This window comes from Mesorhizobium sp. NZP2234 (assembly GCF_013170765.1).
Taxonomy (GTDB): domain Bacteria; phylum Pseudomonadota; class Alphaproteobacteria; order Rhizobiales; family Rhizobiaceae; genus Mesorhizobium; species Mesorhizobium loti_D.
Map to the genome: position 1 here is coordinate 2,162,436 of NZ_CP033364.1, position 24,717 is coordinate 2,187,152.

General features: G+C 64.3%; 28 protein-coding genes. All 28 read right to left on the reverse strand.

Annotated features, from left to right (window positions below):
- Positions 1–239 precede the first annotated feature (239 nt).
- Positions 240–506, reverse strand: a complete 267-nt coding sequence (fliQ, locus tag EB230_RS10590; RefSeq protein WP_013893193.1) for a flagellar biosynthesis protein FliQ — start codon at positions 504–506, stop codon at positions 240–242.
- A 13-nt stretch (positions 507–519) separates the two neighbouring features.
- Entirely contained in the window at positions 520–915 is a 396-nt protein-coding gene (flgD, locus tag EB230_RS10595; RefSeq protein WP_171883351.1) for a flagellar hook assembly protein FlgD, read from the reverse strand.
- An 11-nt stretch (positions 916–926) separates the two neighbouring features.
- A complete protein-coding gene (gene flbT, locus EB230_RS10600; RefSeq protein ID WP_056578283.1) occupies positions 927–1,370 on the reverse strand; it encodes a flagellar biosynthesis repressor FlbT in 444 nt (147 codons plus the stop codon).
- Positions 1,367–1,714 (reverse strand): flagellar biosynthesis regulator FlaF, encoded by a 348-nt coding sequence (flaF, locus tag EB230_RS10605; protein ID WP_056578281.1) that lies wholly within the window; start codon positions 1,712–1,714, stop codon positions 1,367–1,369. Before flaF ends, flbT begins: the two co-directional genes overlap by 4 nt.
- 29 nt (positions 1,715–1,743) lie before the next feature.
- On the reverse strand, positions 1,744–2,787 hold the full coding sequence (locus tag EB230_RS10610) for a flagellar hook-associated family protein (RefSeq protein WP_056578279.1): 1,044 nt from the start codon (positions 2,785–2,787) through the stop codon (positions 1,744–1,746).
- 3 nt (positions 2,788–2,790) lie between these two features.
- Complete coding sequence (gene flgK, locus EB230_RS10615; protein WP_172372248.1) at positions 2,791–4,245, reverse strand: flagellar hook-associated protein FlgK; 1,455 nt, start codon at positions 4,243–4,245, stop codon at positions 2,791–2,793.
- A 27-nt stretch (positions 4,246–4,272) separates the two neighbouring features.
- Positions 4,273–5,529, reverse strand: a complete 1,257-nt coding sequence (locus EB230_RS10620) for a flagellar hook protein FlgE (protein WP_056578275.1) — start codon at positions 5,527–5,529, stop codon at positions 4,273–4,275.
- A gap of 79 nt (positions 5,530–5,608) precedes the next feature.
- On the reverse strand, positions 5,609–6,277 hold the full coding sequence (locus EB230_RS10625) for a response regulator transcription factor (RefSeq protein WP_019860967.1): 669 nt from the start codon (positions 6,275–6,277) through the stop codon (positions 5,609–5,611).
- Between the two features lie 224 nt (positions 6,278–6,501).
- On the reverse strand, positions 6,502–7,089 hold the full coding sequence (locus EB230_RS10630) for a transglycosylase SLT domain-containing protein (RefSeq protein WP_056578273.1): 588 nt from the start codon (positions 7,087–7,089) through the stop codon (positions 6,502–6,504).
- Positions 7,019–8,380 (reverse strand): flagellar hook-length control protein FliK, encoded by a 1,362-nt coding sequence (locus EB230_RS10635; RefSeq protein ID WP_172372251.1) that lies wholly within the window; start codon positions 8,378–8,380, stop codon positions 7,019–7,021. Before EB230_RS10635 ends, EB230_RS10630 begins: the two co-directional genes overlap by 71 nt.
- Positions 8,377–9,747, reverse strand: a complete 1,371-nt coding sequence (locus tag EB230_RS10640; RefSeq protein WP_172372253.1) for a chemotaxis protein MotC — start codon at positions 9,745–9,747, stop codon at positions 8,377–8,379. The genes EB230_RS10635 and EB230_RS10640 overlap by 4 nt, the downstream gene beginning before the upstream one ends.
- Positions 9,744–11,093: a MotB family protein gene (locus tag EB230_RS10645; protein ID WP_172372255.1), complete on the reverse strand. Its 1,350-nt coding sequence runs from the start codon at positions 11,091–11,093 to the stop codon at positions 9,744–9,746. Before EB230_RS10645 ends, EB230_RS10640 begins: the two co-directional genes overlap by 4 nt.
- The gene (locus tag EB230_RS10650; RefSeq protein WP_172372257.1) at positions 11,090–11,713 is read right to left on the reverse strand and encodes a hypothetical protein; all 624 of its coding nucleotides are present in this window, start codon (positions 11,711–11,713) and stop codon (positions 11,090–11,092) included. Before EB230_RS10650 ends, EB230_RS10645 begins: the two co-directional genes overlap by 4 nt.
- Before the next feature lie 3 nt (positions 11,714–11,716).
- Positions 11,717–13,369, reverse strand: a complete 1,653-nt coding sequence (fliF, locus tag EB230_RS10655; protein WP_056578263.1) for a flagellar basal-body MS-ring/collar protein FliF — start codon at positions 13,367–13,369, stop codon at positions 11,717–11,719.
- A gap of 130 nt (positions 13,370–13,499) precedes the next feature.
- A complete protein-coding gene (locus EB230_RS10660; protein WP_056578261.1) occupies positions 13,500–14,570 on the reverse strand; it encodes a flagellin in 1,071 nt (356 codons plus the stop codon).
- Positions 14,571–14,844: 274 nt separating this feature from the next.
- Positions 14,845–15,840, reverse strand: a complete 996-nt coding sequence (locus EB230_RS10665) for a flagellin (protein WP_056578259.1) — start codon at positions 15,838–15,840, stop codon at positions 14,845–14,847.
- A 251-nt stretch (positions 15,841–16,091) separates the two neighbouring features.
- Positions 16,092–16,823, reverse strand: coding sequence for a flagellar type III secretion system pore protein FliP (gene fliP, locus EB230_RS10670; RefSeq protein ID WP_056578257.1), 732 nt, complete (start codon positions 16,821–16,823; stop codon positions 16,092–16,094).
- Positions 16,820–17,314, reverse strand: coding sequence for a flagellar basal body-associated FliL family protein (locus EB230_RS10675; RefSeq protein ID WP_056578255.1), 495 nt, complete (start codon positions 17,312–17,314; stop codon positions 16,820–16,822). The genes fliP and EB230_RS10675 overlap by 4 nt, the downstream gene beginning before the upstream one ends.
- A gap of 20 nt (positions 17,315–17,334) precedes the next feature.
- A complete protein-coding gene (flgH, locus tag EB230_RS10680; protein ID WP_056578253.1) occupies positions 17,335–18,045 on the reverse strand; it encodes a flagellar basal body L-ring protein FlgH in 711 nt (236 codons plus the stop codon).
- Entirely contained in the window at positions 18,042–18,626 is a 585-nt protein-coding gene (locus EB230_RS10685) for a MotE family protein (RefSeq protein ID WP_056578251.1), read from the reverse strand. The genes flgH and EB230_RS10685 overlap by 4 nt, the downstream gene beginning before the upstream one ends.
- Positions 18,627–18,629: 3 nt before the next feature.
- Complete coding sequence (locus tag EB230_RS10690) at positions 18,630–19,718, reverse strand: flagellar basal body P-ring protein FlgI (protein WP_244494151.1); 1,089 nt, start codon at positions 19,716–19,718, stop codon at positions 18,630–18,632.
- 149 nt (positions 19,719–19,867) lie between these two features.
- Positions 19,868–20,404 (reverse strand): flagellar basal body P-ring formation chaperone FlgA, encoded by a 537-nt coding sequence (gene flgA / locus EB230_RS10695; RefSeq protein ID WP_162258948.1) that lies wholly within the window; start codon positions 20,402–20,404, stop codon positions 19,868–19,870.
- Between the two features lie 6 nt (positions 20,405–20,410).
- Positions 20,411–21,199, reverse strand: coding sequence for a flagellar basal-body rod protein FlgG (gene flgG, locus EB230_RS10700; protein WP_056578245.1), 789 nt, complete (start codon positions 21,197–21,199; stop codon positions 20,411–20,413).
- A gap of 10 nt (positions 21,200–21,209) precedes the next feature.
- Complete coding sequence (locus EB230_RS10705) at positions 21,210–21,533, reverse strand: flagellar hook-basal body complex protein FliE (RefSeq protein ID WP_056578243.1); 324 nt, start codon at positions 21,531–21,533, stop codon at positions 21,210–21,212.
- The gene (gene flgC, locus EB230_RS10710; protein ID WP_056578241.1) at positions 21,530–21,946 is read right to left on the reverse strand and encodes a flagellar basal body rod protein FlgC; all 417 of its coding nucleotides are present in this window, start codon (positions 21,944–21,946) and stop codon (positions 21,530–21,532) included. Before flgC ends, EB230_RS10705 begins: the two co-directional genes overlap by 4 nt.
- Before the next feature lie 2 nt (positions 21,947–21,948).
- Positions 21,949–22,329: a flagellar basal body rod protein FlgB gene (gene flgB / locus EB230_RS10715; RefSeq protein WP_056578239.1), complete on the reverse strand. Its 381-nt coding sequence runs from the start codon at positions 22,327–22,329 to the stop codon at positions 21,949–21,951.
- A gap of 155 nt (positions 22,330–22,484) precedes the next feature.
- Positions 22,485–23,339, reverse strand: coding sequence for a hypothetical protein (locus EB230_RS10720; RefSeq protein ID WP_056578237.1), 855 nt, complete (start codon positions 23,337–23,339; stop codon positions 22,485–22,487).
- The gene (gene fliI, locus EB230_RS10725; RefSeq protein ID WP_056578236.1) at positions 23,320–24,717 is read right to left on the reverse strand and encodes a flagellar protein export ATPase FliI; all 1,398 of its coding nucleotides are present in this window, start codon (positions 24,715–24,717) and stop codon (positions 23,320–23,322) included. The genes EB230_RS10720 and fliI overlap by 20 nt, the downstream gene beginning before the upstream one ends.

Below are 24,717 nucleotides of genomic sequence, written 5' to 3' on the forward strand. Positions count from 1 at the left end.
CGAGGAAGATCATGGTCCAACAAGGGGATAGAGGAGGGCCACACCTCCGCATCGCGAAAAGCCAGGCCATCACTCGCGGCCGGACGCCGGCCATGGCGCACATGGTCCGCCGATCGGCCAGGGCTAACCTGGGGGTTTTGCGAGAGGCCATTGCGACGACTACCGCGCTATCGAGCTCCGGCGACTTGCCGGATGATGGACGTCGCGGGCAAAAGCCCCGTGCATCCCCGCAGGTTGCTTCAGAACCCGTTCTGGATGCGCTCGAAGATGACGTTGGTGAAGGCCGATATCTGGCCACCGATGAACGGACCCGTGAGCGCCACCACCAGCATGATGGCGACGATCTTCGGCACGAAGGTCAAGGTGATTTCCTGGACCTGCGTCAGCGCCTGGATGAGGGCAATGCCGATGCCGACCGCCATGGCGACCAGCACAACCGGCGCGGAGGCGGTCAGCACCGTCCACACCGCGTACTGGACGATGTCGAGTGCGTCGGCCTCGTTCATGCGGGACGTTGGCCTAGCTTGCCGGCTTGATCGACACGCCGGAGCCGACGGGAACCGTGGTGCCATCCTGGAGCACTGCGATCAGCCCGTTGCTGCCAAGCGTCACCGAAGCCACCGTGCCGGTAGTCTTGCCATCGGCCGAGGTGATGTTGCGGCCTATGAGAGCGTCGGCCTGCGACAACGCCGAGGACTGCATGATCTGGTTGAGCTTGGTGTTGGTCTGCACCGATTGCTCGACCTGCGAGAAGGTGGCGAGCTGCGCGACGTACTGCGTCGAATCCATCGGCTTGGTCGGGTCCTGGTTCTTCATCTCGGCGATCAGAAGCTTCAGGAAGGACTGGTAGTCGACCGCTGTCTTCGAAGTCGGCGTGGTCGTCGAATTGGCGCCAACCGGAATCGTCGTCGTCATGTCCACGGTCATCAGTAGCGTGCTCCCACGGCCAGCGGGCGCGGTGCGCCCGGAACATCGTCATTGCCGCCAAGCGCGCGGCGTTCGAGAGGATAAAGCGAACGGATCGCCTTCAAAGCCTCGTAGATATGATCCTCGCCGACCATGCGGTCGATCTGCTTCAGGGCGCTGCAGATGTCGGCGTCCTCGAAACTCGCGATGAGCAGCGGCAATGAGCGGCGGAACATCTCGCGCGCCTCGCCAGCACCAGCCGGGTTGATCAGCATGACCTGAACGATGAAATACAGCTGCCTGAGCGGCGTCGATGCCTGGTCGGCCTGGATCACATGGCTTTCGAGCAGGAATTGTACGTCGTTCATCAGTTCAATGGTGACCTTGCGGTCGACACGGATGACGGCACCATTGATGTAGATCTTCTCGTTGGGCTTCAGCGATATCTTCAGCGTGTTGGTCATTGAATGCCGTCGCGGATGATCTGGGACACTTCGATCAGCCCTTCGAAATTGTTAGTGCGGCCCTGGCGAATGTCCTCGGCCTCGCGCAGCAGCCACAGGCCGATGGAAATCAGGTTGGCGCGCAATTCCTTGGGTAGCGCGTTGTCGCTGGAGCCGAGATCCTCGACGAAGGTGGTCCAGACGCGGTTGGTGAAATGCAGCGCCTCCACCGCCTCCATCGAAGCCTGGCCGGCCACCGCCGCCGCCGCCAGCATGTCGATCGAGCGGGTCAGGAGTTCGCGCTCACGATCCTTGGCGTCCGAGACGGAGGTGCTTTGGACGTCGGCATAGGAAAATTGGTACATCGTTGGCTCTACCGTTCCGCTGGGAGTTGTCAGGTCAGGTAATTCAACAGGCTGAGCTGCTGCAGGCGCGCCGTCAGAGCGAAGGACGTCTCGATATGCTGCGTCAGATCGGCGACGCGGGTCGCGGCTTCGGCCGGGTCGACGGCCTCGAGATCGAGGATGTGCCGTTCGAACAGGTCGACCTGCGTCTTCATGCGGTCGCTGGCATCGGAGACACGTTTCTGCACGATGCCGGTTTCGGACTGGACCTGGGCGATGCCGCTCAGCGCCTCGCCGACCAGTGTCTGCGAGTGGCTGACGATACTGTCCTTCGCCGCCTGGCTGATGTTGGTGGACATCAGGCTGGAGACGATGGCGGCGGCCATTGCGAGCTTCTTGATGCCGTCGCTGTTGGCACTGGTCGAGGTGGCGGTGGTTTCGTTGAGGGCGATGCGGCTGACGATCTGCTGGTCGGTGGCGTTCGACATGTTGGCCTGCCAGCCCGCGCCGAGGAATTGCGGCGTAACATCATTGGTGATGAAGTCGTCCATCTGGGCGGTGGTGATATTGGCGGCGGCCGGATCATTGGGCGTGAAGCCGAATTTGGCGACGAAGGAGGCATCGAAGGCGGCCTTGGCCGTTGAGCCCGCGGCGGTGAAATCGTTGATCGGCTTGACGTCGGTGTTTGTGCCGGCGAACAGATACTCGCCGTTGACACTGGTGTTGAGGATCGAGGCAAGCTGCTGGATCGTCGTCTGCCCGGTCGATTGGGTCAGGCTGTCGGAGTTGTCGCCCGAAGACGCGGTGGTCAGGCTGGACAGGAAGGTCTGCGCCACGCCGGAGAGTTGGCCGAGCGCGGTCTGGGTCGACGCAAGCCGGGCGGTGACCAGACCGTTGGAATCGACGATCACGTTCAGCCGGTCGAGGTCGCGCGAGAAGGTGACGGATTGGGCGGTGCGTCCGCCCAATGCCAAGCCGACATCGGCGACCTTGCCAGTCGATGATTCCTTCGTTGCTTTGACGAGGTCGGCCTGCATGCGCATCTGTTGATAGCGCATGGCATTGGAGAGGGCGGCCGAGGAAACTGAGGTCATGTATTATCCCACCGCGTTCAACAGGGCCGTCATCATGTCGTCGACGGTCTTCATCATCCGGGCCGATGCCTGATAGGTGTGTTCGAGGTCGAGCAGCAGCGACATCTCCTGGTCGACATTGACGCCGGTCGCATTGGACAGCGCCTCGGAGCTGCGCTGTGCCAGCGCTTCCTTCGCGTTGGCGGCTGTCGAAGCCTGCTGGCGCATGCCCTGGAGCCAGCCGATCGAATTGGCGGCGTAGTCGGAAACGCTGGAGGTAGCCGAAATGCCGGCGGCGGGATCGAACGTCATCGGCTGGTCGAGCCGATCGCCATAGGCAACCAGAAGGCTGGAATAGGAAGCACCGCCGCTGGTGTTGGAGACGTAAGCAGCGCCGTTGGCGCCGCCGTCGCGCAGCAAAGTCGGATTGCCGCCGGTGCTCGGATCCATCGCCGTATTGATGCTGATCGTGGAAGCCAGGCCATTGACCAGAGTGCTCGCGGCCGGCACCGCCGGCGCGCCGGACCAGGTGAACAGGCCAGCGGCATTGGGCATCGAGGTAGCGGTCTCGGCAAAGGCCGTGATCAGGCCGCGCGCGGTCTCGTCGAGCTGGCTCTGCATGGTCGAGGCGACGCCGTCGCGCAATTGCAGCAGGCCGGCGAGCTTGCCGCTGGCGCTGGTGTTGCCGCCGGCTCCCGCGGAGACCGGCACGTTGTCGATATAGATGGTGTTGCCGGTGGCTCCGGCGGCATAGCCGGCCGATGGCGTGAAGCTCACCGTGCGCGGTATGGTCTCGAACAGCGTGGTGCCATCGCCCGTCGTGATGACCATGTCGTTGTCGCCGCGCGTGAAGGTCGATACGGGAACATACTCCGAGATCTTTTTCAGCAGCGCGTCGCGCTGGTCGAGCGCGTCGGAAACGTCGGTGCCGGAACGGGTCCCGGACATAACCGCCTGGTTGGCGTCCTGGAACTGGCTGAGCAGCGAGTTGAGGTCCTTGACCGCGGTGTCGATCTGGCTGTCGGTCTGGGTGCGGAAATCCTGAACGGCCTGGGAGCCTTCATTCAGAGAGCGCACGACCTGCCTGGCCGCGTCGATGACGCTGGAGCCGAGATTCTGGTTGGACGGCGAGGTGGCGTAGAGTTGCAGCGCCTGCTGCAGATTGGCGATGGCGGTCGAGGGCGAGGAGGCGTTGTCGACGCCGTTGACCGAAACGTCCAGCTGATCCATGCCGCTGTAGAGCGCGTTCTGGCCGCTATACGCCGACAAGGCGCTGAGATTTTGCCGGAAGAGCAGGTCGTTGGTTACGCGCTGGATATCAACCGAACGCGCGCCGGGCGCCGTGCTGGTGACGACGGCGATGCGGCGCGTATAGTCTGGATTGGAGGCGTCTGCGACGTTGCGCGAGACAACGCTGGTCTGCCGCGCGGTGTTCATAAGCGCCGATTGGGCGATGCTCAATGCGGAAGATAACGACATGCTGGTCTTTCACGGGCCACGCCCGGTTTATCTCTTCAGGTTGACAAGGACGTCCATCAGGTCGGAACCGGTCTGGAAGACTTTCGAATTGGCGGTGTAGCTGCGCTGCGCGGCGATCATGTCGGTCAGCTCTTCGGCGATATCGACATTGGAATTCTCGAGCGCGCCGGAGATGATCGAGCCCAGCTTGCCTTCATTGGCAAAGCCGACGCGGATCGCGCCGGATTCGGTGCCCTGCGCGTAGACATTGCCGGGGAGGGCCTTGAGCTGGTCAGGGCTCTGCACATCGGCCAGCGGAATCTTGTAGAGCGCCTTGGTGGAGCCATCCTTGTACTGGGCGTAGATGGTGCCGTCCTTGCCGATCTGGACCTTGTCGATGGTGCTCGGCGCGTTGCCGTTCACCTGGGCGTCGGAAACCGTGTAGCCGGTGCCGAGCTGGGTCAGTTTCGACAGGTCGAGATCGAGGCTCGCGCCGCCTGGCACGGTGAACGTGACGTCGGTGGGCGTGCCGGTGAGCTTGCCGGTGGTGGCGTCGAAGGTCAGGTTGGCGGTGCCGAGTGCGCCGCCGGTGTAGGGGAACGATGTGCCAGGCGTCGCCTTGGACTGATCGAAGACCGCCACCTCCCAGGTGCCGGCGCCGGTGTTGGTGAAATAGACGTCGAGCAGCTTCTTGTTGCCGAGATTGTCGTAGGTGACCATCGACGATTTCTGGGTGTATTGTGCGGTGGCGGCGTTGGCACTGGGCAGGTTGGCGGCGACGACCGGTGTCGCGCCCGCCGGCAGATTGCCACTGAAAATGCCTGCGGTGCTGGGCGTTGCGGTCAATCCCTGGTCGGAGATGACAACCGGCACCAGACCTTCGAAGCCGTTCACCGTCGCCGCCGGCACGCCGTTTTCGTAGCTGTAGGCCATGAGCTGGAAGCCGGCCGCGTTGACGAGCCTGCCCTGTGCGTCGGGAACGAAAGCGCCGGCGCGGGTCAGGAAGGGCGTGCCGCTCGGGTCCTGGACGACAAAGAAGCCATCGCCGCTGACGGCTAGGTCGGAGACCGAGGTCGTGTATTGCAGGACGCCCGGATCGCTGACCGCTTGCCGGATCGTCGTGGTGACGCCGCCGGAATTGTAGGCGCCGCCCGTGGACGGCATGATCAGCGTCGAAAATTCGGTGGAGGATCGCTTGTAGCCGTTGGTGTCGGAGTTGGCGATGTTGTCGGCTGTCGTCGACAGGCGGTTTGCCTGGGCGTTCATGCCGGAAACGCCGGTTCGCATCATTCCGTAGAGGCTCATCGAGATGTCTCCGCAATATCCATGCCACTGGCGGCGAGGCTACGCGCCCTGTCTTGCGCGAGGCTGGCGCGGCACGGCATCAGAACACGAGCCGGTAGCCGAGGAAGCGTTTGGAATCGATCGGGTCGGTGCCCAGCTTCTCGCGCAGCTTCTTGCGCAATTTGCTGATGTGGCTTTCGACAACGTTCTCCTCGACCTCTTCGTCGAAGATGCCGTAGATGGCGTTGAAGACCTGGGTCTTGGTAACCCGGCGGCCGCGGTTGCTCGCCAGATATTCGAGGATGCGGCGTTCGCGGCGTGGCAAGGGCAGCGGCTGGCCGTCGATCTCGGGATCGCGGCCGTCCATGAAGATGCGCATGGCGCCGATCTCGGTGTAGGCGACATCCTCATGGGCGCGACGGCGGATGGCGGTGATACGGGCCAGGATCTCTCTGATATGGACGGGCTTGCGGATGACGTCGTCGACGCCGCTCTCGAACAACCGCAGCGTGTTCTCAAGCGAATGCTGCTCGCTGAGCGCAATGACAGGAGCGCCGGTGCGGTCGCGGATCTGGCGCGGCGAGATGGCGCCTTCGCGGCAGTCGCCGATAAGGAAGGCCCGCACCGAACGCAGGTCGGTGTCGGCGGCCGAGTTCACCCACTCGCCGAATTCGCCGGGCGCGAAGCCCGCGCAGGCGACGCCCTCGCGATCAAAAAGTGAATTGTATCCCTCAGTCACGAGCTCTCGCTCGTCAACGATAACGATCATCGGCCCCGCCTTCCGAATCAGCACATCTGCCCCGTGGGGAAAGGCGTAACCGCTGGTGGGAATCGTGAACAACCGTCATTTCTTGTAACTAGTTTCTTGGGAGTCTGGAATCGTGTCGGTTGCATTAGCGTGCAGCCAGATATGCTTGCGGCGGGAAGTTCTGGGCAAGTCAAAACGGCAAGCCCAAAGCAGCGGAATCGGCACATTAGAAGCAGAAAATGCGCTCACTGGTTGCAAAAGGCGCGGGCGTTGGTTGTCCATCTGCCAAAGCCGGTGGCAACCATGTTGGCGATCACCCGGCAGACATAGACCTTCTGCGCCGGGTCGTTGTCCGGGCCGGCATGATAACGGGCGACGGCCATCGACCAGGTTTCGTGGCGGGCATGGAGACTGGCCAGGAAACGCGCCGCGTAGTCGACGTTCTGGCGCGGGTCCAGCATGTCCTCGACGCTGCGGAAATGCGACGCGTGGTAGTGGTGGTTGATCTGCATGCAGCCGAGATCGATCAGCGTCTTGCCCTCGCGCTGCGCGTTGGCGAAGGTGGCAAGCGCCTCGGTCCGGCTCCTCGGGAAAACCGCTTTTCCTTCTATATTCAATGCGTTAGGCTGCAGGCTGCCTTTCTTGCCCGTCTCGGTCAGGCCGACGGCATAGAGGATGCCGGCGGGCACGCCGTAGCGGTCGGCGGCGCGCAGGATCTCGGGCTCGCAGGGATTGGTTGCGGCGAGGGCGGCGTTCGCGAGGCTAGATAAATATATCGCCGCCAGCGCGCTCGCGAGATGGCGAAGCGGCGCGGCCGTAATCCTGCGCGTCATCATGGTTACCCCTTGCGGACTGCTGGCCCGGTTGCTGGCCGCCGGCGCCGTTGTTGCCACCGCCAGAGTTTCCAGGTTGGAAGGAGGACTGGTCGCGGCCAGGCGCGGCGGCGGGCGAGGCGGTTGTATCCGCCCGGGTTGTAGCCGGAACGGCCACTGACGGTTGCATGATGGTGACCTTGTCAACCTCGAAGCCGAGCCCACGCAGCGACTTGACGATCGCCTCGCTGTCGCTGGAAAGCCTGTGGTAGGCATCGTGTGTTTCGGGCTTCAGTTCAATCGAGAGTTGTTCTCCGGAGAGGCGAAGATGGGCGGTGACCATGCCCAGTTCGGCCGGGTGAAGTTCGATCTTCAACACATGTGTCGGAACGGCAACAGAGCCGGCCGTCTGGGCGGCCGCGGAGGTCGTCGAAAACGCCTGCCGCGGGCCACCATCTGCCGCTACGGCGTTGATTATGCTGAGCGCTGCCTGGCTCATGGGAGCCTGAGGCGGGGCAGGGAAGCTGCGTTCGGAGACCACGTCGATGCGCTCCGACGCCGGAAGCTGTTTTCCTGGCTCCAGCCGCAACGAGGACTGGACGTCGGCGATGGATTTCATTTGCGGTGCCGCCTGCTTCGACCCGGTACCAGGCACCTCGGCGGCCGTGGGCTCGGGAAGCGGGCCGGCAGCGATGGCATTGTCATGTCGCGATACGCCAGTGGCGGCGTCGCGGACGGACTGGCTGTCGAGCTTTGTCAGCGGTCCGTCGACGAGCGATACCCGCTCGGGCTTCGATATCGGCTCGAGGTCGTCATGCCCGGCGGAAGTCGCCCGATAGGCCTTGGGCAAGATCTGTCCGTCGGGCGCCGATCCCTGTCCGGCCTGGCCCGCTACGTCCGTCTTGGCCGATGTCGAGAAATGGCGCAGGTCATGAAACGCCATCAGCAAAGGCAGATGGTCGTCGAGCGGTGTTGCGCCGGCGTCGGTCGTCTGTGTTTCGGTGTCGGCGTCCTTGTCCGCCTCGACGTCTTTCATGGATTTCGCAGTCGTCAATCCGGTCTCTGCGATCCTCGCCTTGCCTGCCGGCACCGGTTCGTCCTCGCCGGTTTGCGCCGCAAGGCCGGCGGCAAGCTTGCTCCAGCGCGGATCGCGTGCCCCGGTCTCGGTCGTCGGCTGCTTTTCCGCCTGGCCTGCGCCGCGATGCACCATCCTGCCGAAACCAGCATCATCCTTCTTTCCAGGCACGGCCGGCTGCTCCGCCGTGCGCGTGGCGGTAAATCCTGGGAGGGCCGGGCCGAGGCTGGGGGTCATTTCGGGGCGGCTCCAAGCATCTGGTCGATCAGGTCGAGCTGTCGACGGGTTTTCATCATGGCGGCGTCGGTCGGGTCATTCGTGTCGGGACTGGCAGGGGTTGCCGGTGCCGATGCCGGCAGGACCGTCGCCGATGGGGCAGAAGGCGCCGGCGCGCTTGGTGCAGCCGGCGCGGCGGCGGATGGCGCGACAGCGGGCTGTTCGGAGACCGCACCCTCGACGGGCGGCAATCCGGCCTCGTCGGCGGCCTGCGTGGCGGTGACCTCGGTCCCGGACCGCGGTGCAACGGTTGCCGGCGCCGTATTCGCGGCGGGAAGGGAAGCAGGCGGCGCCACAACCTCACCGGCGATGGCCTGGGCGGCGTCGAGCAGGGCACGGTCACCGTCCGACAGCCTGCTGCGGTCGATCTTGCCAAGCTTGGTGCGCACGTCCTCGATCGTGTCCGACGTCACCGTGGACAGGCTGGAGTAAAGCTGGGCGCGCGGATCGCCCTGATTGGTGTTGCCGTCGCGGCCCTGTTCGGCCCGCGCCGAGGCGAAGGCCGACAATTCACTGAGGCCGTCGATCGCGGCACGGCGGGCAATGCGCAGGTAAATCACCTTCTCGCGCTCGGGATCCATCATCGAGGTGATATCGGCCAGCTTGTCCTGGCTGATCGACATGTGCAGCGCGATGACGCCGGAAACGAAGGAATCAGCGAACTGGCTGGCATAGGGCGAATAGAGATAGCGCTCGACATACTGGGTGGAAGTGAGCGCGAACCGCGCGGCATCGCCTTGCGCCGCGGCGATGCCGACCGAGCGCCGCAAGGCGGCTTCCTCGACAAGGGTGCCGGGGCTGAGCAGCTTGGCCTCGTCGAGCAGCGTGAGCGCCGCCGCCGGGTCGTCCGTCGCCATCAGCGATCCTTTGACCAGCGCAACAAAGGCCCCGAGGTCGCTTGGCAATGTCATGGGGTCGATCGGCTTCAGGACTTCAATAGCGCCGGCGGGCCGGCCAACCAGATAGTTGATGACGCCCTTGGCAATCGAGAGATCCTGGGCATCCACCGGGTTGGCGCGGGAGACCGCCGCCTCGACGGTGGATGGATTGCCACCGCTCATGCCGTAGACCAGCAGCGCGCGAAAATTCCTGGGATCCTTGAAGTCCTCGGCGTCCGCTGCGCGCAGGCGCGCGTCGGTCATCTCGAGCAGCTTGGCCTGCATCGGCATCGCGGCGTGGTCGCCGGCGGCGATCCGATCCTGGATAAGCTGCAGCGAGCGCACCAGCTGGTAAGGCTGCAGCGTGTCCTGGGCAAAACCGGCCGACGGATACACTGCGGCCAGTAGCAACAGGCCCATCAGCCGGCTGGTGACGGCCGCGCGCTTCATCCGCCGGTCGCCATCAGGATCTCGATGCGGCGGTTGACCGCCGACATGGGGTCGGCGGGATCCTTCGGCTGGCGGTCGGCGAAGCCGGCAACCTCGGTGATACGGCGTTCGTCGACGCCGCCGCGCACGAGCATGTAGTAGGCCGAATGCGCGCGCGCCGTCGACAGCCGCCAATTGTCATAGCTGGCGCTGCGGAAGGGGCGCGCATCGGTGTGGCCGTTGATGCTGATGGTGCCCTTCTGGCCGTTGACGATGCGACCGATCTTTTCCATCGCCAGCACCAGTTCGCGGCTCGGCACGGCCGATCCGACTTCGAACATGCCGAAGTTGAGCTGATCGGTGATCGAGATGACGACGCCCTTGTCGGTGGCCTCGACCGAGACGCCATCATGAAGCTTGTCGCCGGGCTTGAAGACGTCAGCCAGCTGCTGCTTGACGTCGGCCGCCGCCTTCAGCGCGGCGGCGGTGGGCGCCTTTTCCGCAGTCTCGGGCCTTGCAGCCTCTTGCTTCTCGACGGTTGCATCCGGCTGGGGCGCATCGGCCGCCTTGGCATCGCTGGCTTTGGTCTCGCCGGCCCTGGCCACAGCCGTGGCAACCTCCTTGCCATCCTTGGCCAGGGGCTCGAGCGGCGCGTCCTCGACTGGCGGGGCGGGCGGCACGGCCTTGACCTTGGCAACTTGCGTCTCGGCGGCCTTGTCGCCTGGCTTGAGAGGGTCGCCCTCGATCTTGGCGCGCTGCGCACTCGCCTCTGCGGCCGGCGTGGCCACCTGCTGCGACCAGAAATCGGGTTCGAAGGGGTCGCGATAGGATGCACCGCCCGAGGCGCCCGTCGCGGGACCGGCGCTCTGCGCGCCGCCGTCACCCTTCTGGCTGACATTCTGCATCACGCCGGTGTCGGTGGCGATTTCCGAGAGCACCGCGTAAGGGTCGGCGAAGAGATGATCGTCGGATTGTTGCGGCTGCTGTGGGGCCTGCTTGTCCTGCTTGCGGTCGGATGAGCCCGCCTCGCCATTGCCGCCCTGACCTGGCTTGGCGGTCGCCGGTTGCGGGTTTTGGGCGGTCGTGCCAATCGCGCTCGGCCCGTCGCCGAGGTCTTCCAGGCCCTTGCGGCTTGAATTGCGGTCGACCAGCTTGACGGGGTTGAAGTAGCTGGCGACGGCCGCCTTTGTCTGTTCATTGGCGGCGTTGATCAGCCACATGACCAGGAAGAAGCACATCATGGCGGTCATGAAGTCGGCGAAGGCGATCTTCCAGACGCCACCATGGTGGCCTTCGTCGTCATCACCATGACCCCGCCGCACGATGATGATCTCGTGCCTGCCGTGATCGGCCTCGGCGACGCTCATGACAAGACCTCGGAAAGGGTTGCCGACCATTCGGCCATGCGTGTCTCGAACACGGCCTCGTCGATGGTCACCGTCAGGTCGAAGCCGGGCGCCTCGATGAAATCGAGATTCGCGGCGCGTGGTCCAAGCGATGCCTTCAGCGTTTCGAACAGCGACAGCGGCCCGCGCACCGCGATGCGCACCGCTTCGCCATCGCCGACCGCCTCCCGAACCGCGCCGGCAAGCGCTTCGAGCGAGCGCTTCTGCAGATCGTCGCTGACGACACCGCCGATGATGCGGGCGACCGTGGCGGCGACAAGCCCCGTCACGCGCGCCTCCATGGCGTCGATGCGTGTCGAAACGGCGTTGCCGACGTCACGGCCCAAGCTTTCGAGAAAGATACGTGCTTCCTCGGCATTGGCCTGACGCTCCGCTTCCAGTGCCGCGTCGTGGGCAGCGACAAGCCGTTCCGCCAGCGTTGCCTCCGCCTGGGCGACCGCCTCGGCGATCAGCGTGCCGATATCGGCCTGCGGCGGTGCGGATGCCTCGAGCTTGTGCTCGGACGTGGCCTGGGGCTGGCTGACACGCGGCGCGCGCGTGCCGAAATCAGGGAGAAGATCGAAAAGGGCTGCGGAGGCCATGGGTTACGCCGCGACTTCCTGGGCCGCCCATTTGCGCAAGATCTGCGCGGTGCGTTCCTCATTGAGGTCAACCATGCGGGCAAGCCGCTCCTGTGGCGCCGGCCTGATCTTCTGGCGAAGATCATCGAGCGGGGTGGCGCCGCCGGGCCGCGCGCCGGGCAAGGCGCCGATGGCGGCACCCGCATCGGCGGAAGCGGCTGCCTCCGGTGTCGGCAGCGAACGCTGGACTTCATCGAAATTGGGGCCCGACAAAGCGGGCGTCGCCTTTGCCGTGAGCGCCGCCGCCATCGGCCGCAGGCCGAAGAAGGCCACAAGGAACACCACCACTATGAAAGCGCCGGCGTTGATCAGCGTGCCGGCGTGCTGGCCGATGGAATCCAGCATTCCAGCCTGCGGGATCGCCTCGCCATCAAGTCCGTCGATGAACTCGACCGCGGAGACGTCGATCACGTCGCCGCGCTTGTCGTCGAAGCCGGTGGCGGAACTTACCATCTTCTGGATATCGGCGACGCGCTTGGCGATCTGCTCGGGGGTCGCGTCCTTGCCCAGGATCGTCTTCAGCCGGTCCTGGTTGACGACCACGGCGATCGACATCTTGGTCACCGTGTAGCCGTTGGAGACGGTGGCGATCCTCTTGGAGTTGATCTCGTAGTTGGTGATCTCTTCCTTGCGGTCGTTGGCCGAGGACGTCTGTGGACCCTCGGTGCTGGTCGCCTGGGTCTCCGGCAGGTTCTGTTCGACGCTGGCCGGGGTGGAGGCCTGCTTCTGGTTGCTGTTCTCATTGGCGCGCACCGACTGCACCGAGCGTTCGACGCGCGATTCCGGATCAAAGATCGTCTCTTCGGTCTGGCGGGTGTCGGTGTTGACATCGGCCTTGACGCTGGCGCGGAAATTGTCGGGCCCGAGATAGGGGGTCAGCGCGCGGCGGATGTTGTCGCCGATCTGCGCCTCCACGGTCTGCTCGACGCCGAGCGTGCGGGCCGCGCTGGTGTTGGAGGGATCATCGCCGGCGGCCAGCAGGTTGCCGTTGGAATCGAGCACCGTCACCTTGTCGGCCGAAAGGCCGGGGACGGCGGCGGCAACGAGATGGCGGATCGACTGGGCGCTTTTCTCGGCGTCGATGCCGGCGTAGCGGATGACGACCGATGCCGAGGGCTGCTGTTCGTCGCGGCGGAAATTGGCGCGCTCGGACATGACGATGTGGACGCGTGCCGCCTTGATGCCCGATATGGACTGAATGGTGCGGGCGATCTCGCCTTCGAGCGCGCGCACGCGGGTGATCTGCTGCATGAACGAGGTGAGGCCGAGCGAGCCGACATTGTCGAACAGCTCGTAGCCGGCATTGGAACTGGTCGGCAGGCCCTTTTCGGCAAGCAGCATGCGTGCCTGCGCCGTGGTGCCGGCAGGCACCAGAACGGAGGTTCCGTCCGAACCGACGTCGAAGCCGATGCCGGCCTCACCCAGCACCAGGCCGATCTGGTTCACGTCGGAGCGATCGAGCCCGACATAGAGCGTGTCGTAGGCGGGACGGTTGAGGTAGACCGAGGCGATGCCGATGACACCCATCACCAGAACGGCGATGCCCGCGAGCATGGCGAGGCGCTTCACACCAAAATCGCGGAGATTCGAGATGATGCTCTGGATCTGTTCCGGCACGGTAGAGCGACTCCCAGCATGATTGTCCGCCGGAACACTAGCCCTCGAAGCTTGTGCGAAAATGAAATCGGGCCGCGCTTGCGGCGCGGCCCATGAATTGGAAGTAGGGGTGGCGTCGGTTACGGCTGAATTAGCCGTTCTTGAACAGCGACAGGATCGACTGCGAGGAGCTGTTGGCGATCGACAGGGACTGGATGCCCAGCTGCTGCTGGACCTGCAGCGCCTGCAGCCGGGTCGATTCCTTGTTCATGTCGGCATCGACGAGCTGGCCGACGCCGCGGTCGATGGAGTCCATCAGGCTCTGCGTGAAGGTCTTCTGCAGGGAGATGCTGCTCTTGGCCGAGCCGAGGATGGTGGCCTGGTCGGTCAGCTGGCTCATGACGTTGTCGATCTTGCCGATCATCTGGGTGATGATGTCGTCGGTTACGCCTGCAGCCGTGATGTCGAGATTGAAGGCGGAAACGTTGTCGATCCTGGCAACCGTCGATCCCGCCGCCGTCTGGCCGGCGGTGTTGGCGGCGATGTCGGTGGCGCCACCGGCAAGCGCGGTCTTATAGGCGTTGTCGTAAAGGGTCTGGGCGGCGGCTGTCGCGTATATGGAAGTCTTGCGGTCGAGCGTGCCCTGGTTCTTGACGGCGGTGGAGAGACCGGAATCGAACAGTTTCGTGCTCTCGACATTGATGTCGATCGTTCCGAGCGAGATGGCGCCTGACGAGGAGCGATTGAAGGACGAGACGATCTTGGCGTCGGGCTGGACGCCGTCATTGTTGGTGGCCACCTGCGTTGACGTCACCGACAGGAAATTGGAACCCGAAAAAGTGGCGGCATCGGCAAAGGACTTCATCTGCGCCTGGAGCGCGGTGATTTCCGTCTGCGTCTTCGCCTTGGCGGCGTCCGTCTGGCCGACGGTGGAGAGCAGCTTGGTCTTGATCTGGCCGATCGTCGTCAGAACATTGTTCATGCCGGTATAGGCGGTGTCGACCTTCGAGGCGCCGAGGCCGAGCGCATCCTGCACCGTCGACAGCGCCTGGTTGTCGGAGCGCATCGTCGTGGCGATCGACCAGTAGGCGGCGTTGTCGGCGGCCTCCGAGACCCTGTAGCCCGTCGAGATTCGGGATTGTGTCTGCTCAAGCGATTTGTTGGTGGCGTTGAGGCTTTGAAGTGCAGTCAACGCCGCAGCGTTTGTCATGATGCTCGCCAAGAAACTCGCTCCTTTTTCCCAGGCCGGCTTTCTTAAAACCGGCGTTGCCCTCGCGAGCCGCTGGCCCGCCCCATCGATTGCCGTCGACCGACCGGGCCGATTCGCCAATCCGTTGTAAGCTATGGTTAACCATGACTAGCGCGTTATGGTTAACGCCCTGTTAAAGGCGTGCTTTCGAGGGTTAAGAAACGAGGGTTGCGTGGGGCTGGAGCAAACGCAAAACGGGCCGCGCTTTTGGCGCGGCCCGTTTGACTTTGAAGCCGTTTGAGAGCGATCAGCCGCGGAAGAGCGACAGGATCGACTGCGACGAACCGTTGGCGATCGACAGTGCCTGGACGCCCAGCTGCTGCTGAACCTGCAGAGCCTGGAGGCGGGTCGATTCCTTGTTCATGTCGGCATCGACGAGCTGGCCGACGCCGCGATCGATGGAGTCCATCAGGCTCGAGGTGAAGGTCTTCTGCAGGCTGATGGAGCTCTTGGCGGCGCCGAGCTTGGTGGCGGCGTTCGTCATGTCCTTGAGCGCGGCATCGACGACGGTCATCATCTGCTGGATCTGGGTGTCGCTGGCAGCAGTGGTGCCCGAGAAGATGGCCATGCTGGCGACCGTATAGGTGTCGGTTGCCGCCGCGGCATTACCCAGGGTCGGAGCCGAAGCAGCGGCGACTGTGGCGCCGGTGGTGCCCAGGCGATTGGAGTCGAGAATACCCTTCGACACGGTCGCGGCTGTGCCGGCTTCATACAGCTTGATGCTTTCCACGTTGACATCGATCGTCGAGATCGAAACCGAACCGGTGGACGTACGGTTGAAGGCCGAAACGATCTTGACGTCCGCAGCGCTGGTGGCAGTCGCGCCGCTGTCTACCGAAAGCATGTTGGTGCCGGAGAAGGTGGCGCCATCGGCGTAGGCCTTCAACTGCTTCTGAAGGGCGGCGATTTCGACCTGGGTCTTTTCCTTGGAAGCATCCGTCTGGCCGTAAGATGCGGTCAGCTTCTGCTGGATCTGGTTGATGGTGCTGATCGCGCTGTCCATGCCGGTGTAGGCGGTGTCGACCTTCGAGGCGCCGAGCCCGAGCGCGTCCGAAACGGTGGACATGGCCTGGTTGTCGGAGCGCATTGTGGTGGCGATCGACCAGTAAGCGGCGTTGTCCGAAGCCTGGGAGACGCGATAGCCCGTCGAGATGCGGGCCTGGGTGGTGTCAAGGTTCTTCTGCGTGGCGTTCAAGCTCTGCAGCGCGGTCAGCGCCGAGGCATTGGTCATGATACTGGCCATGGCTACTCGTACCCTAATTTTACAGGTTTTTTTGACATACCGGTTTGTCCGGTATGACGGAGCGGCATCATGCCAATGACCGTTGCGTTTGGGTCACCCGCCATCTGCGAGCGACTATGGCGGCAAGTCCCTACCAAAGAACTAAATCGGACGGTTAATCGAAAATAATTCGGTAGAATTCGATGACGGCTCCGCACCGCCCAACCCCTGTCGGGGATGGCCTCCTTCGCCGGTGCGCGGCGGAAAAAGAATCAGGTGAAGGAGCGCACCAGGCTGCCGACGAGCAGGTTCCAGCCGTCGATCAGGACGAAGAACAGGATCTTGAAAGGCAGCGACACCACGGTGGGCGGCAGCATCATCATGCCCATCGCCATGGTGATGGTGGCGACGATCAGGTCGATGACCAGGAATGGCAGCACGATCAGGAAGCCGATCTCGAAGCCGCGACGGATCTCGGAGATCATGAAGGCGGGCACCAGGATACGCAGGTCGACCGTCTCCTTGGCAACGACCTGGCCGCGCTCGCGGGCGAGATCGGCGAAAAGGTCGAAATCCTTGTCGCGAACATTGTGCAGCATGAAGGTGCGGAACGGATCCGAGATCTTTTCGAAGGCCTCGGTCTGGCTGATCTGGTTGTCCATCAGCGGCTTGACGCCGGTGTTCCAGGCCTGATCGAAGGTAGGCGCCATGACATAGAAGGTCATGAACAGCGACAGCGAAATCAGGATGAGGTTCGCCGGCGTCGACTGCAGACCGATACCGGCGCGCAGGATCGAGAAAGCGATGACGAAACGGGTGAAGCTCGTCACCATGATCAGCAACCCCGGCGCCACCGACAGCACGGTCAGCAGGCCGAACATCTGGATGATGTAGCCGACGGTGGTGCCGTCGGCCTTGCCGATGCCGCCGAGGTCCAGCTGCTGCGCCGCCGCGACGGAGGTGGCGGCACCGATCAATGCGATTGCGAGAAGGAATTTTCTCATTCGAGCAGCAATGTCCTGATGAGAATTTGCTTGGCGTGCCCCTGGCTGCGGATCGAAGCGCGTTCCTCGAGGTCCGCCTTCAAGTGCTGGTAACCGCTGGCGCCCTCGATCTGATGCATCTTCAGCGTACGCACGAAGGCCAGAAGGTCCTGATGGATGTCGTCCGTCATCGTTGGCGGCTGCGGTGCATCGTAGACCACGGATACTTCCATCCTGATCCAGGTGCCGGCGGGCGAGGCCATGTTGGTGGTGATCGGCGCCAGCGCGACCAGCGTCGGTCCCGTGCCAGGTTCTTGCGCGGCGGCAGGCTCTGCGACCTTGCCTTCATTCTCGGGCGCAACCGGCACCGATGACGGTGCGCCGACGCCCTTGAGATAGCCGCCGGACATCCAGCCCATGCCGATCGCGGCGGCCGTCACCACCAGCAGCATGGCGCCCTGGACCGCAAGGGAAGGACCCTTGCGAGGCGGAACCTGTTCGATATTGGCCATGGCGTCTTGTTCTCCAATTCCTAGAACGGAAGAACCTGGTCGAGAACCTGCTGGCCGTAGGCCGGCTGCTGAACCTCGCTTATGCGGCCGCGTCCGCCGTAGGAGATGCGCGCCTCGGCGATACGCTCATAGGGGATCGTGTTCTCGGCGCCGATATCGGCCGGCCGCACTATGCCTGCGATGGTCAGCACCCTGAGTTCATAGTTGACGCGCACTTCCTGCGAGCCGCTGATCATCAGATTGCCGTTGGGCAGGACGTCCGTGACGACAGCCGCGACGTTGAGCTCAAGTGTTTCCGATCGCTTTATCTCGCCATCGGCGGTCGTGTCCGTCTGGGAGTTGAGCGCTCCGGAGCCCTTGCCGGCGGTGCTGCCCACCTTGTCCCATTGCGCGCTGAGGTCGAAACCGAGCTTGCGATTGGCGGTGCGGCTCCTGTCGTTCTGGTTCTTGAAGTTGGCGCGGTCGTTGATCTTGATCTTGACGGTCAGGATGTCGCCTTGGGACAGCGCCCGGGGATCGGTGAAAAGACGGCTCTGCCGATCGTCCCACAGCGAGAACTTCTTCACCGGCTGCCGCGGCGTCTCGGGATATTTGTACATGGATCCGGTGCTGCCGCCGTCGATACCGGAGCCCACCGGCGAAAGCGACGGTTCCTTGCCGACCTCCTTGAGGTTGGTTCCGCAGCCGGACAGTGCTGTGACCGCGCACAGGATGAGCATTCTGCGGATCATGACGGATCTACCCTTCGGGCTGCGCTGGCCATGATGCCGGTGAGCGTCGCCGCCGCCTTCTGGTCCATTTCGTTGAGAATGACGCCGGCCTTGCGTGAATCGAGCTTCATCAGGATGGCCGCCGCCAGGTCGGCATTGACCATTGCCAGCCGTTCGGCCGCCGCATCGGGTTTCATGCCGGCATAGATCTTGACGACGCCGTCCTCGGCCCGGGCGAGAAATACCTCGCGCCGCTTCAGCCAGGTCTCGTATTCGGTTTTCTTTGCGTCCAGCGCCTTCATGCGCTCGTCGATACCGGCCTGGAGCTGCTTCAACTCCTCGGCCTGCAAGGCATAGCGCCGGTCGCGTGCGGCGTCGGCGATGTTGGAGCAGAAGCGCTCGATCTCGCTCTGGTCGGGCGCTTTCTCCCGCGCCAATTGCTGCGGTGCCACCGCGGGCTGCGCTCCCGGCAGAACCTGGCGAACAGTATCCTCACCATGTGCGCCACCGGATACGGACACGGCCGCGAGAGCCGCGGCCGCGAACAGGATTGCGCCGGGGCGGCGCCTTTCATGGGATGAGGGAGACGAGATCATCGGCATGGCCTATTGGAGAACCAGATCGGCTTGCAGGGCGCCGGCCGACTTGATGCCTTGCAGGATGGCAATGATGCCATCCGGCTTGACGCCGAGACGGTTGAGGCCGGAAACGAGGGTTTGCAGGTCGGGGCCGTCAAGCACGGCGACGCGGGCGTTGGGTCGGCTGACATCGATGGCGGTGAACGGTTCGACCGCGGTTTCGCCCTTGGAGAAGGGTTCGGGCTGCACGACGCGCGGCGCCTCGGTGATGCGCACCGTCAGCGTGCCATGGCTGATGGCGACGCGCGAGATCTTGACGTCGTTGCCGATGACGATGGTGCCGGTGCGCTCGTCGATGACGACGCGGGCCGGCGTGTCGGATTCGACCACCAGATTCTCGATCTCGGCATAGAAGCGGGCCGCCGAAACGCTCTTCGGCCGTCTGATCTGGACGGTGCGGGAATCGCGCTCGGCCGCCACGCGCATGCCGAAGCGCTGGCTGGTGTAGTCGTTGATCGCGTCGGCGATGCGGATGGCGGTCGAAAAATCGGGATTGCGCAATTGCAGCGTCAACGTCGACTGGTCGTCGAACTCGGCTTTCACCTGCCGCTCGACGATGGCGCCGTTCGGCACCCGGCCGGCGGTCGGCACGCCTTGCGTCACCTGCTCGGCCTGGCCCTGCGCGGTGAAACCCGAAACGATCACCGCGCCCTGGCCGACGGCGTAGATCTCGCCATCCGCCGCCTTCAGCGGTGTCATGATCAGCGTGCCGCCGGTAAGCGAGGTGGCGTCGCCCATCGAAGAGACGTCGATGTCGATGCGGGCACCCGATTGCACATAGGGCGGCATGTTGGCGGTGACGATGACGGCGGCGACGTTCTTGGCGCGCGCGCTGCCGCCTTCGGTGGCGATGCCGAGATTTTCGAGCATGGCGCGGATAGACTGTTCGGTGAACGGCGAATTGCGCAGGCTGTCGCCGGACCCGGCGAGCCCGATGACGAGGCCGTAGCCGACCAGCTGGTTATCGCGCGAACTCTGCAGCTGGGCGATGTCCTTGATGCGCGAGGCGACCTGGCCGGGCGGCAACGAGCTTGGCCCGGGCGAGACGCGGAACATGCGGGTGGTGGTCGCCGGATCATATTCCGGATCGTCGTAGACGCCGCCATTCTTGGCGGCGAGATCGCGCTTGGCCTTGGGGGTCAGGCCGTCGGCCAGCGCCGGCTGCAGGCCGAGCGCGGCCGCGAGCAGAAGGGCAAGCGGGCGCATCATGAAGCGCTGACCTGGATGGTTCCGTCGGCCATCACCGTGCCGGAGAGGATCTTGCCGCTGTCGCTGTTGCGAACCTTGATGAGGTCGCCGGCCGAACCTGGCTGCAACGTTACGGCGGTTGCGGTGATCGTCAGCCCGCCAGCGACAAAGAAGACCTGCACCGCGGCACCCTGTTCGACCAGCCAGGCCTCGCGGATGGCGGCGGACGGAATGTAGCGGCCGGGCAGCAGCGTACGCTTGGCGATCTTGCCTTGAAGCTCCTCGGCGCGGGTCGCCATCGCTTCAGGCTTGTGCTTGCCCGGGATCAGGGTCACCTGCTTCAGGGCTGCAAGCTCGATCGTCTCGCCGGGATAGATGACCCGGTTGGGGATCAGCACGACCTCGCCGGCAGTCTGATTGCCGGCGATCTGCGTCGCCAATTGATTTGCCGATTGGTTTGCCGATTCCTGGGCGAAAGCCGGCATGCCGCCGGCCACCAGCGCAAGGATCAGCGCGGTGCGGCGGAATGCGGAGCAGGAGATCGGCATGATCATCATCCGTTACCTGATGTTCTTGGAGACGACCGAGGCCATGTCGTCGGCGGCCTGGATGACCTTGGAATTCATCTCATAGGCGCGCTGCGCCGAGATCAGTTCGGTGATTTCCTTGACAGGGTCGACGTTGGAAGCCTCGAGATAACCCTGCTGGATGGTGGCGAAGCCGGGGTCGCCGGGCACGCCGACATTGGCCGGTCCGGAGGCCGTCGTTTCCTGGAACAGATTGTCGCCGAGCGGTGCGAGGCCGGCCTCGTTGGCGAAGTTGACGATCTGGAGCTGACCGAGATTCTGCAGGTCGGTCTGGCCTCCGATGCGGGCAAAGACCTGACCGGTCTTGTTGACGATGACCTCGACGGCGTCGACAGGCACGGTGATGGCCGGAATGACATTCGCGCCATCCACCGTCACCAGCTGGCCGGTGGCGTTTGTGTTGAAGGCCCCGGCGCGGGTGTAGAGCGTACCGCCATCGGCGCCCTCGATCTGGAACCAGCCCCTGCCGGTCAGCGCCATGTCGAAACTGTTGCCGGTGCTGGTCAGTTCGCCCTGGGTGTGCACGTTGCGCACGGCCGTCGTCTTGACGCCGAGGCCGATCGAGACGCCCTCCGGCACCAGCGAGGCGTTGGAGCGGTTGGGCACGCCCTGCGTGCGGTCGACCTGGTAGAGCAGGTCGGAGAATTCGGCGCGGGCACGCTTGTAGCCGGTGGTGTTGATGTTGGCGATGTTGTTGGCGATGACTTCCAGGTTCGTCTGCTGGGCATTCATGCCGGTGGCGGCGATGGCGAGTGCTTTCATGACCTACTCCTCAGATGCCCATGCGACTGACTTCGAGATAGGCCGAGACGACCTTGTCGCGAATGGCGACGGCGGTCTGAAGCGCCTGCTGGGCGCCCATCACGGCATCGACGACCTGGCGGGTATCGGCATCGCCCTTGAGCGCCTGCAGCGACACTTGCTCGGCATTCTGCAGCGTGTTGACGGTCTTGGACGCCGCCTGGCTCACCGCCTCCGCGAAGGAGGTGCCAAGGTTGCCGGCCGTGGCCGGCGCGACGCCGCCCTGGAGCAGGTCCGTCGCCGTATCGCCCAGCCCGGGCTTCAGGTTCAGCGCGCCGATGCCGTTCACGATCATTGGTTCCTCATCAGGTCGATGGTCATTGAAATGAGGTCGCGCGCCTGCTTCACGACTTGCAGGTTGGCCTCGTAGGAGCGGTTGGCCTCGGTCATGTCGGCCATTTCGATCAGCACGTTGACATTGGGCATCTTGACGTAGCCCTTCTCGTTGGCGGCCTCGTTGCCGGGCTGGAATTCAACGGGAAAATCACTCGGATCGCGGTCGATCGAGTTCACTTCAACCGTCGAGCTGCCGGTCGCCCGGTCGAGTTCGGAGACGAAGCTGATGGTCTTGCGGCGATAGGGGTCGGCGCCGGGCGTGGTGCCGGTCGACTGGGCATTGGCGAGGTTTTCCGAAACCACGCGCAGGCGCTCGGACTGCGCGCCGAGGCCGGATGCTGCGACTTTCAGGGCTGCGGTCAGCGCGTCCATGATCAGCTCTTCACCGCCATCATCATCATCGAGTGGAAAGCCTTGACGATCGCCGTGTTGAGCTCGAAGGAGCGGCGCACTTCGCCGGCCTTGAGAAGCTGGTCTTCAAGCACGACGGTGTTCTTGGACGGCATGATCACGCCGTCATTTTCCTGCGGCTTGATGGTGAAGCCGGCATTGGTCGCCGCGCTGCCGAGATGGCCGGCCTCGGTGGTCTGCAGCGACACCGCGGTACGGTCGAGCACCTTCTCGAAGGGTTCGACATCGTTTGCCGTGTAGCCCGGCGTGTTGGCGTTGGCGATGTTGCCGGCGATCGCCGACTGGCGCACGGAAAGCCACTGCGCTTGCTTGGCGGCGAGATCGAAAAGGGAAACAGGCTCCATGGGAATCTCCGGGCATGTGCCCAAAGACTAGGCCGCCAGTCTTGCGCGGACCTTGCGGAGAGCCGCTAGGGCATGACGCCGAAAAGCATGAGCCGGTTTTCGGAAGACATCATGCCCTCTCTCCTGATCCAGGGCAGGGCACAACCGCGACGGTCTTACCTGGAAAGCGGGATTACCTGGTTGGTGCTGGTCAGCATGACCCATTTGCCGTTGCGCTGCTCGATCGACGACACCGTGCTCGAGTCCGGCAGTGTCGAGCCGCGCTGGACCATCCACAGGCCGGTATCGTCCTCGATCATGGCGCGGCCGTTGGCGACATGGACCATGCGGAATTTCGCGACATCGGCGGGGAAGGGCTGGTCGCCGGGCGGCTGTGCCGGGGTGGCGCCATCCGGAACCGTGCCGGTGGCGAAAAGATCGATGCTGGTGTTGGGAACATCCCTGGTCGTCAGCGGCGCGCTGCGCTCGGCGACCACGCCGCCACCCTCGCGTCCCGAATTGGTGCCGGTGCCGCCAAACTTGATCGCCTGAACGCCGAATTGGTCCTGGTTGAAGAAGATATACCAGGGAAACAAAGCGCAGATCAGGCCGAGCGTGACGCCGAGCGCGGCGATGACGAAGTCGCTCCGCCGGTCCGCCTTCCTGGCCAGTTTTGGAAATTGCGGCTTTGGCGGCTGCGGCCATTCAGTGACGGGAAACAGGCCGTCGATCAACGATTCGCGGCTTGCCTGGGTCGTCTCGGCGGCCTCGACGTGGGGAACAGGCATGGAGGGCACGGCAGTCTGAGCAAGAACAGGCTGGGATCTGGGTGCAGCCGGCTTGGCTCTGGCCAGAGCGGGTTTGGCGGCCCTGGCCAGGACAGCGGCGGTCTTGGCGGCTATGGCGCTGGCGGCCTTTGCCTTGGCGATCCTGGTCTCCTCGGCTCGAGCTTCCTCGGCGGCTTTCGCCTCGGCAAGCATCTCGCTCAGGATGCGCTCGGTATACTGGCGTTCAGTCTCCTGGTTCGGCATTCAGCTTTCCCTTGAGATGGCGGGCAAGATCGGAGAACGGATCGGCCGAAGGGCGGTCCCTGGGCGATTGCGTCAGCGCCTCGTAGATCAGCGGCACCTGGCGCACGGCGATGTCGAGTTCGGCGTCGGCGCCGCCCTGATACGCGCCGAGCAGGCGAATGTCGCGCGTGTCCTCGAAGCGGGCGATCATCGATTTCAGCCGCGTCACCAAGGCGCGCTGTTCGACGCTCCAGGCCTTGCCGGCCAGGCGCGATATGGACGACAGCGGATTGACCGGCGGATAGCGGCCCTGTTCGGCGATCGCGCGGTCGAGCACGACATGGCCGTCGAGAATGCCGCGCACGGAATCGGCGACCGGATCATTATGGTCATCGCCGTCGACCAGCACGGAGATGATGGCGGTGATCGAGCCCTTGCCTTCCGCGCCAGGCCCGGCGCGCTCGAGCAGCTTGGGCAGCTCGGTGAAAACCGATGCGGGATAGCCGCGCGCGACCGGCGGCTCGCCGGTGCCTGTCGCGACCTCGCGCAAGGCATGGGCGAAGCGGGTGATCGAATCCAGCACCAGGAGCACGCGATGGCCCTGGTCGCGAAAGTGCTCGGCGACCAGCATGGCTGTGTCGGGTGCGCGCCGGCGCATCATGGCGCTCTCGTCACTGGTGGCGACGACGGCCACGGTCTTGGCCATGCTGTCGCCGATCGTGTCCTCGAGGAATTCGCGGACTTCGCGGCCGCGTTCGCCGATCAGCGCGACCACGACGGTATCGAACGCATCGGCGCCGGCGAGCATGGCGAGCAGCGTCGACTTGCCGACGCCCGAGCCCGCGAAGACACCCATGCGCTGGCCGAAGCAGAGCGGCGTGAAGATGTCGATGACCTTGACGCCGGTCATGAAGGCGGTGCCGACGCGTTGACGTGCCATGGCACCGGGCGTGGTGCCGCCCGACATGTCGTCGCCCCTGATCAGCGGCGGGCCGCCATCGATCGCCCTGGTGAGTGCGTCGATGGCACGGCCGCGCCATGAGCCGTGCGGCGCCACCGCGAGCGGACCCCTGCGGAACACGGCATCGCCGATACCGGCATCGGCGCTGCGTTCGAAGGGAGCGATGACGACCTCGTCGCGGCTGATCTTGACAATCTCGCCGCGGCGCGTGCCGGCCTGGCCGCGCTGCTCGACGATGTCGCCCAGCCTGGCGAAATCGGAAAGGCCGCGAACCTTGTAGTGCGTGGGCGTGACTTCGGTGACCAGACCGCCACGCTTGACCAGCCCATCGGCGCTGCTGAAGCGCCGCCATACCCGCTCCAACGCGGCAAGCCGATCTTCCGGCGTCGGCTGGAGCGGAATTTCGGGTGCGCGGATGGATGGCTGGCCGAGCGGCAT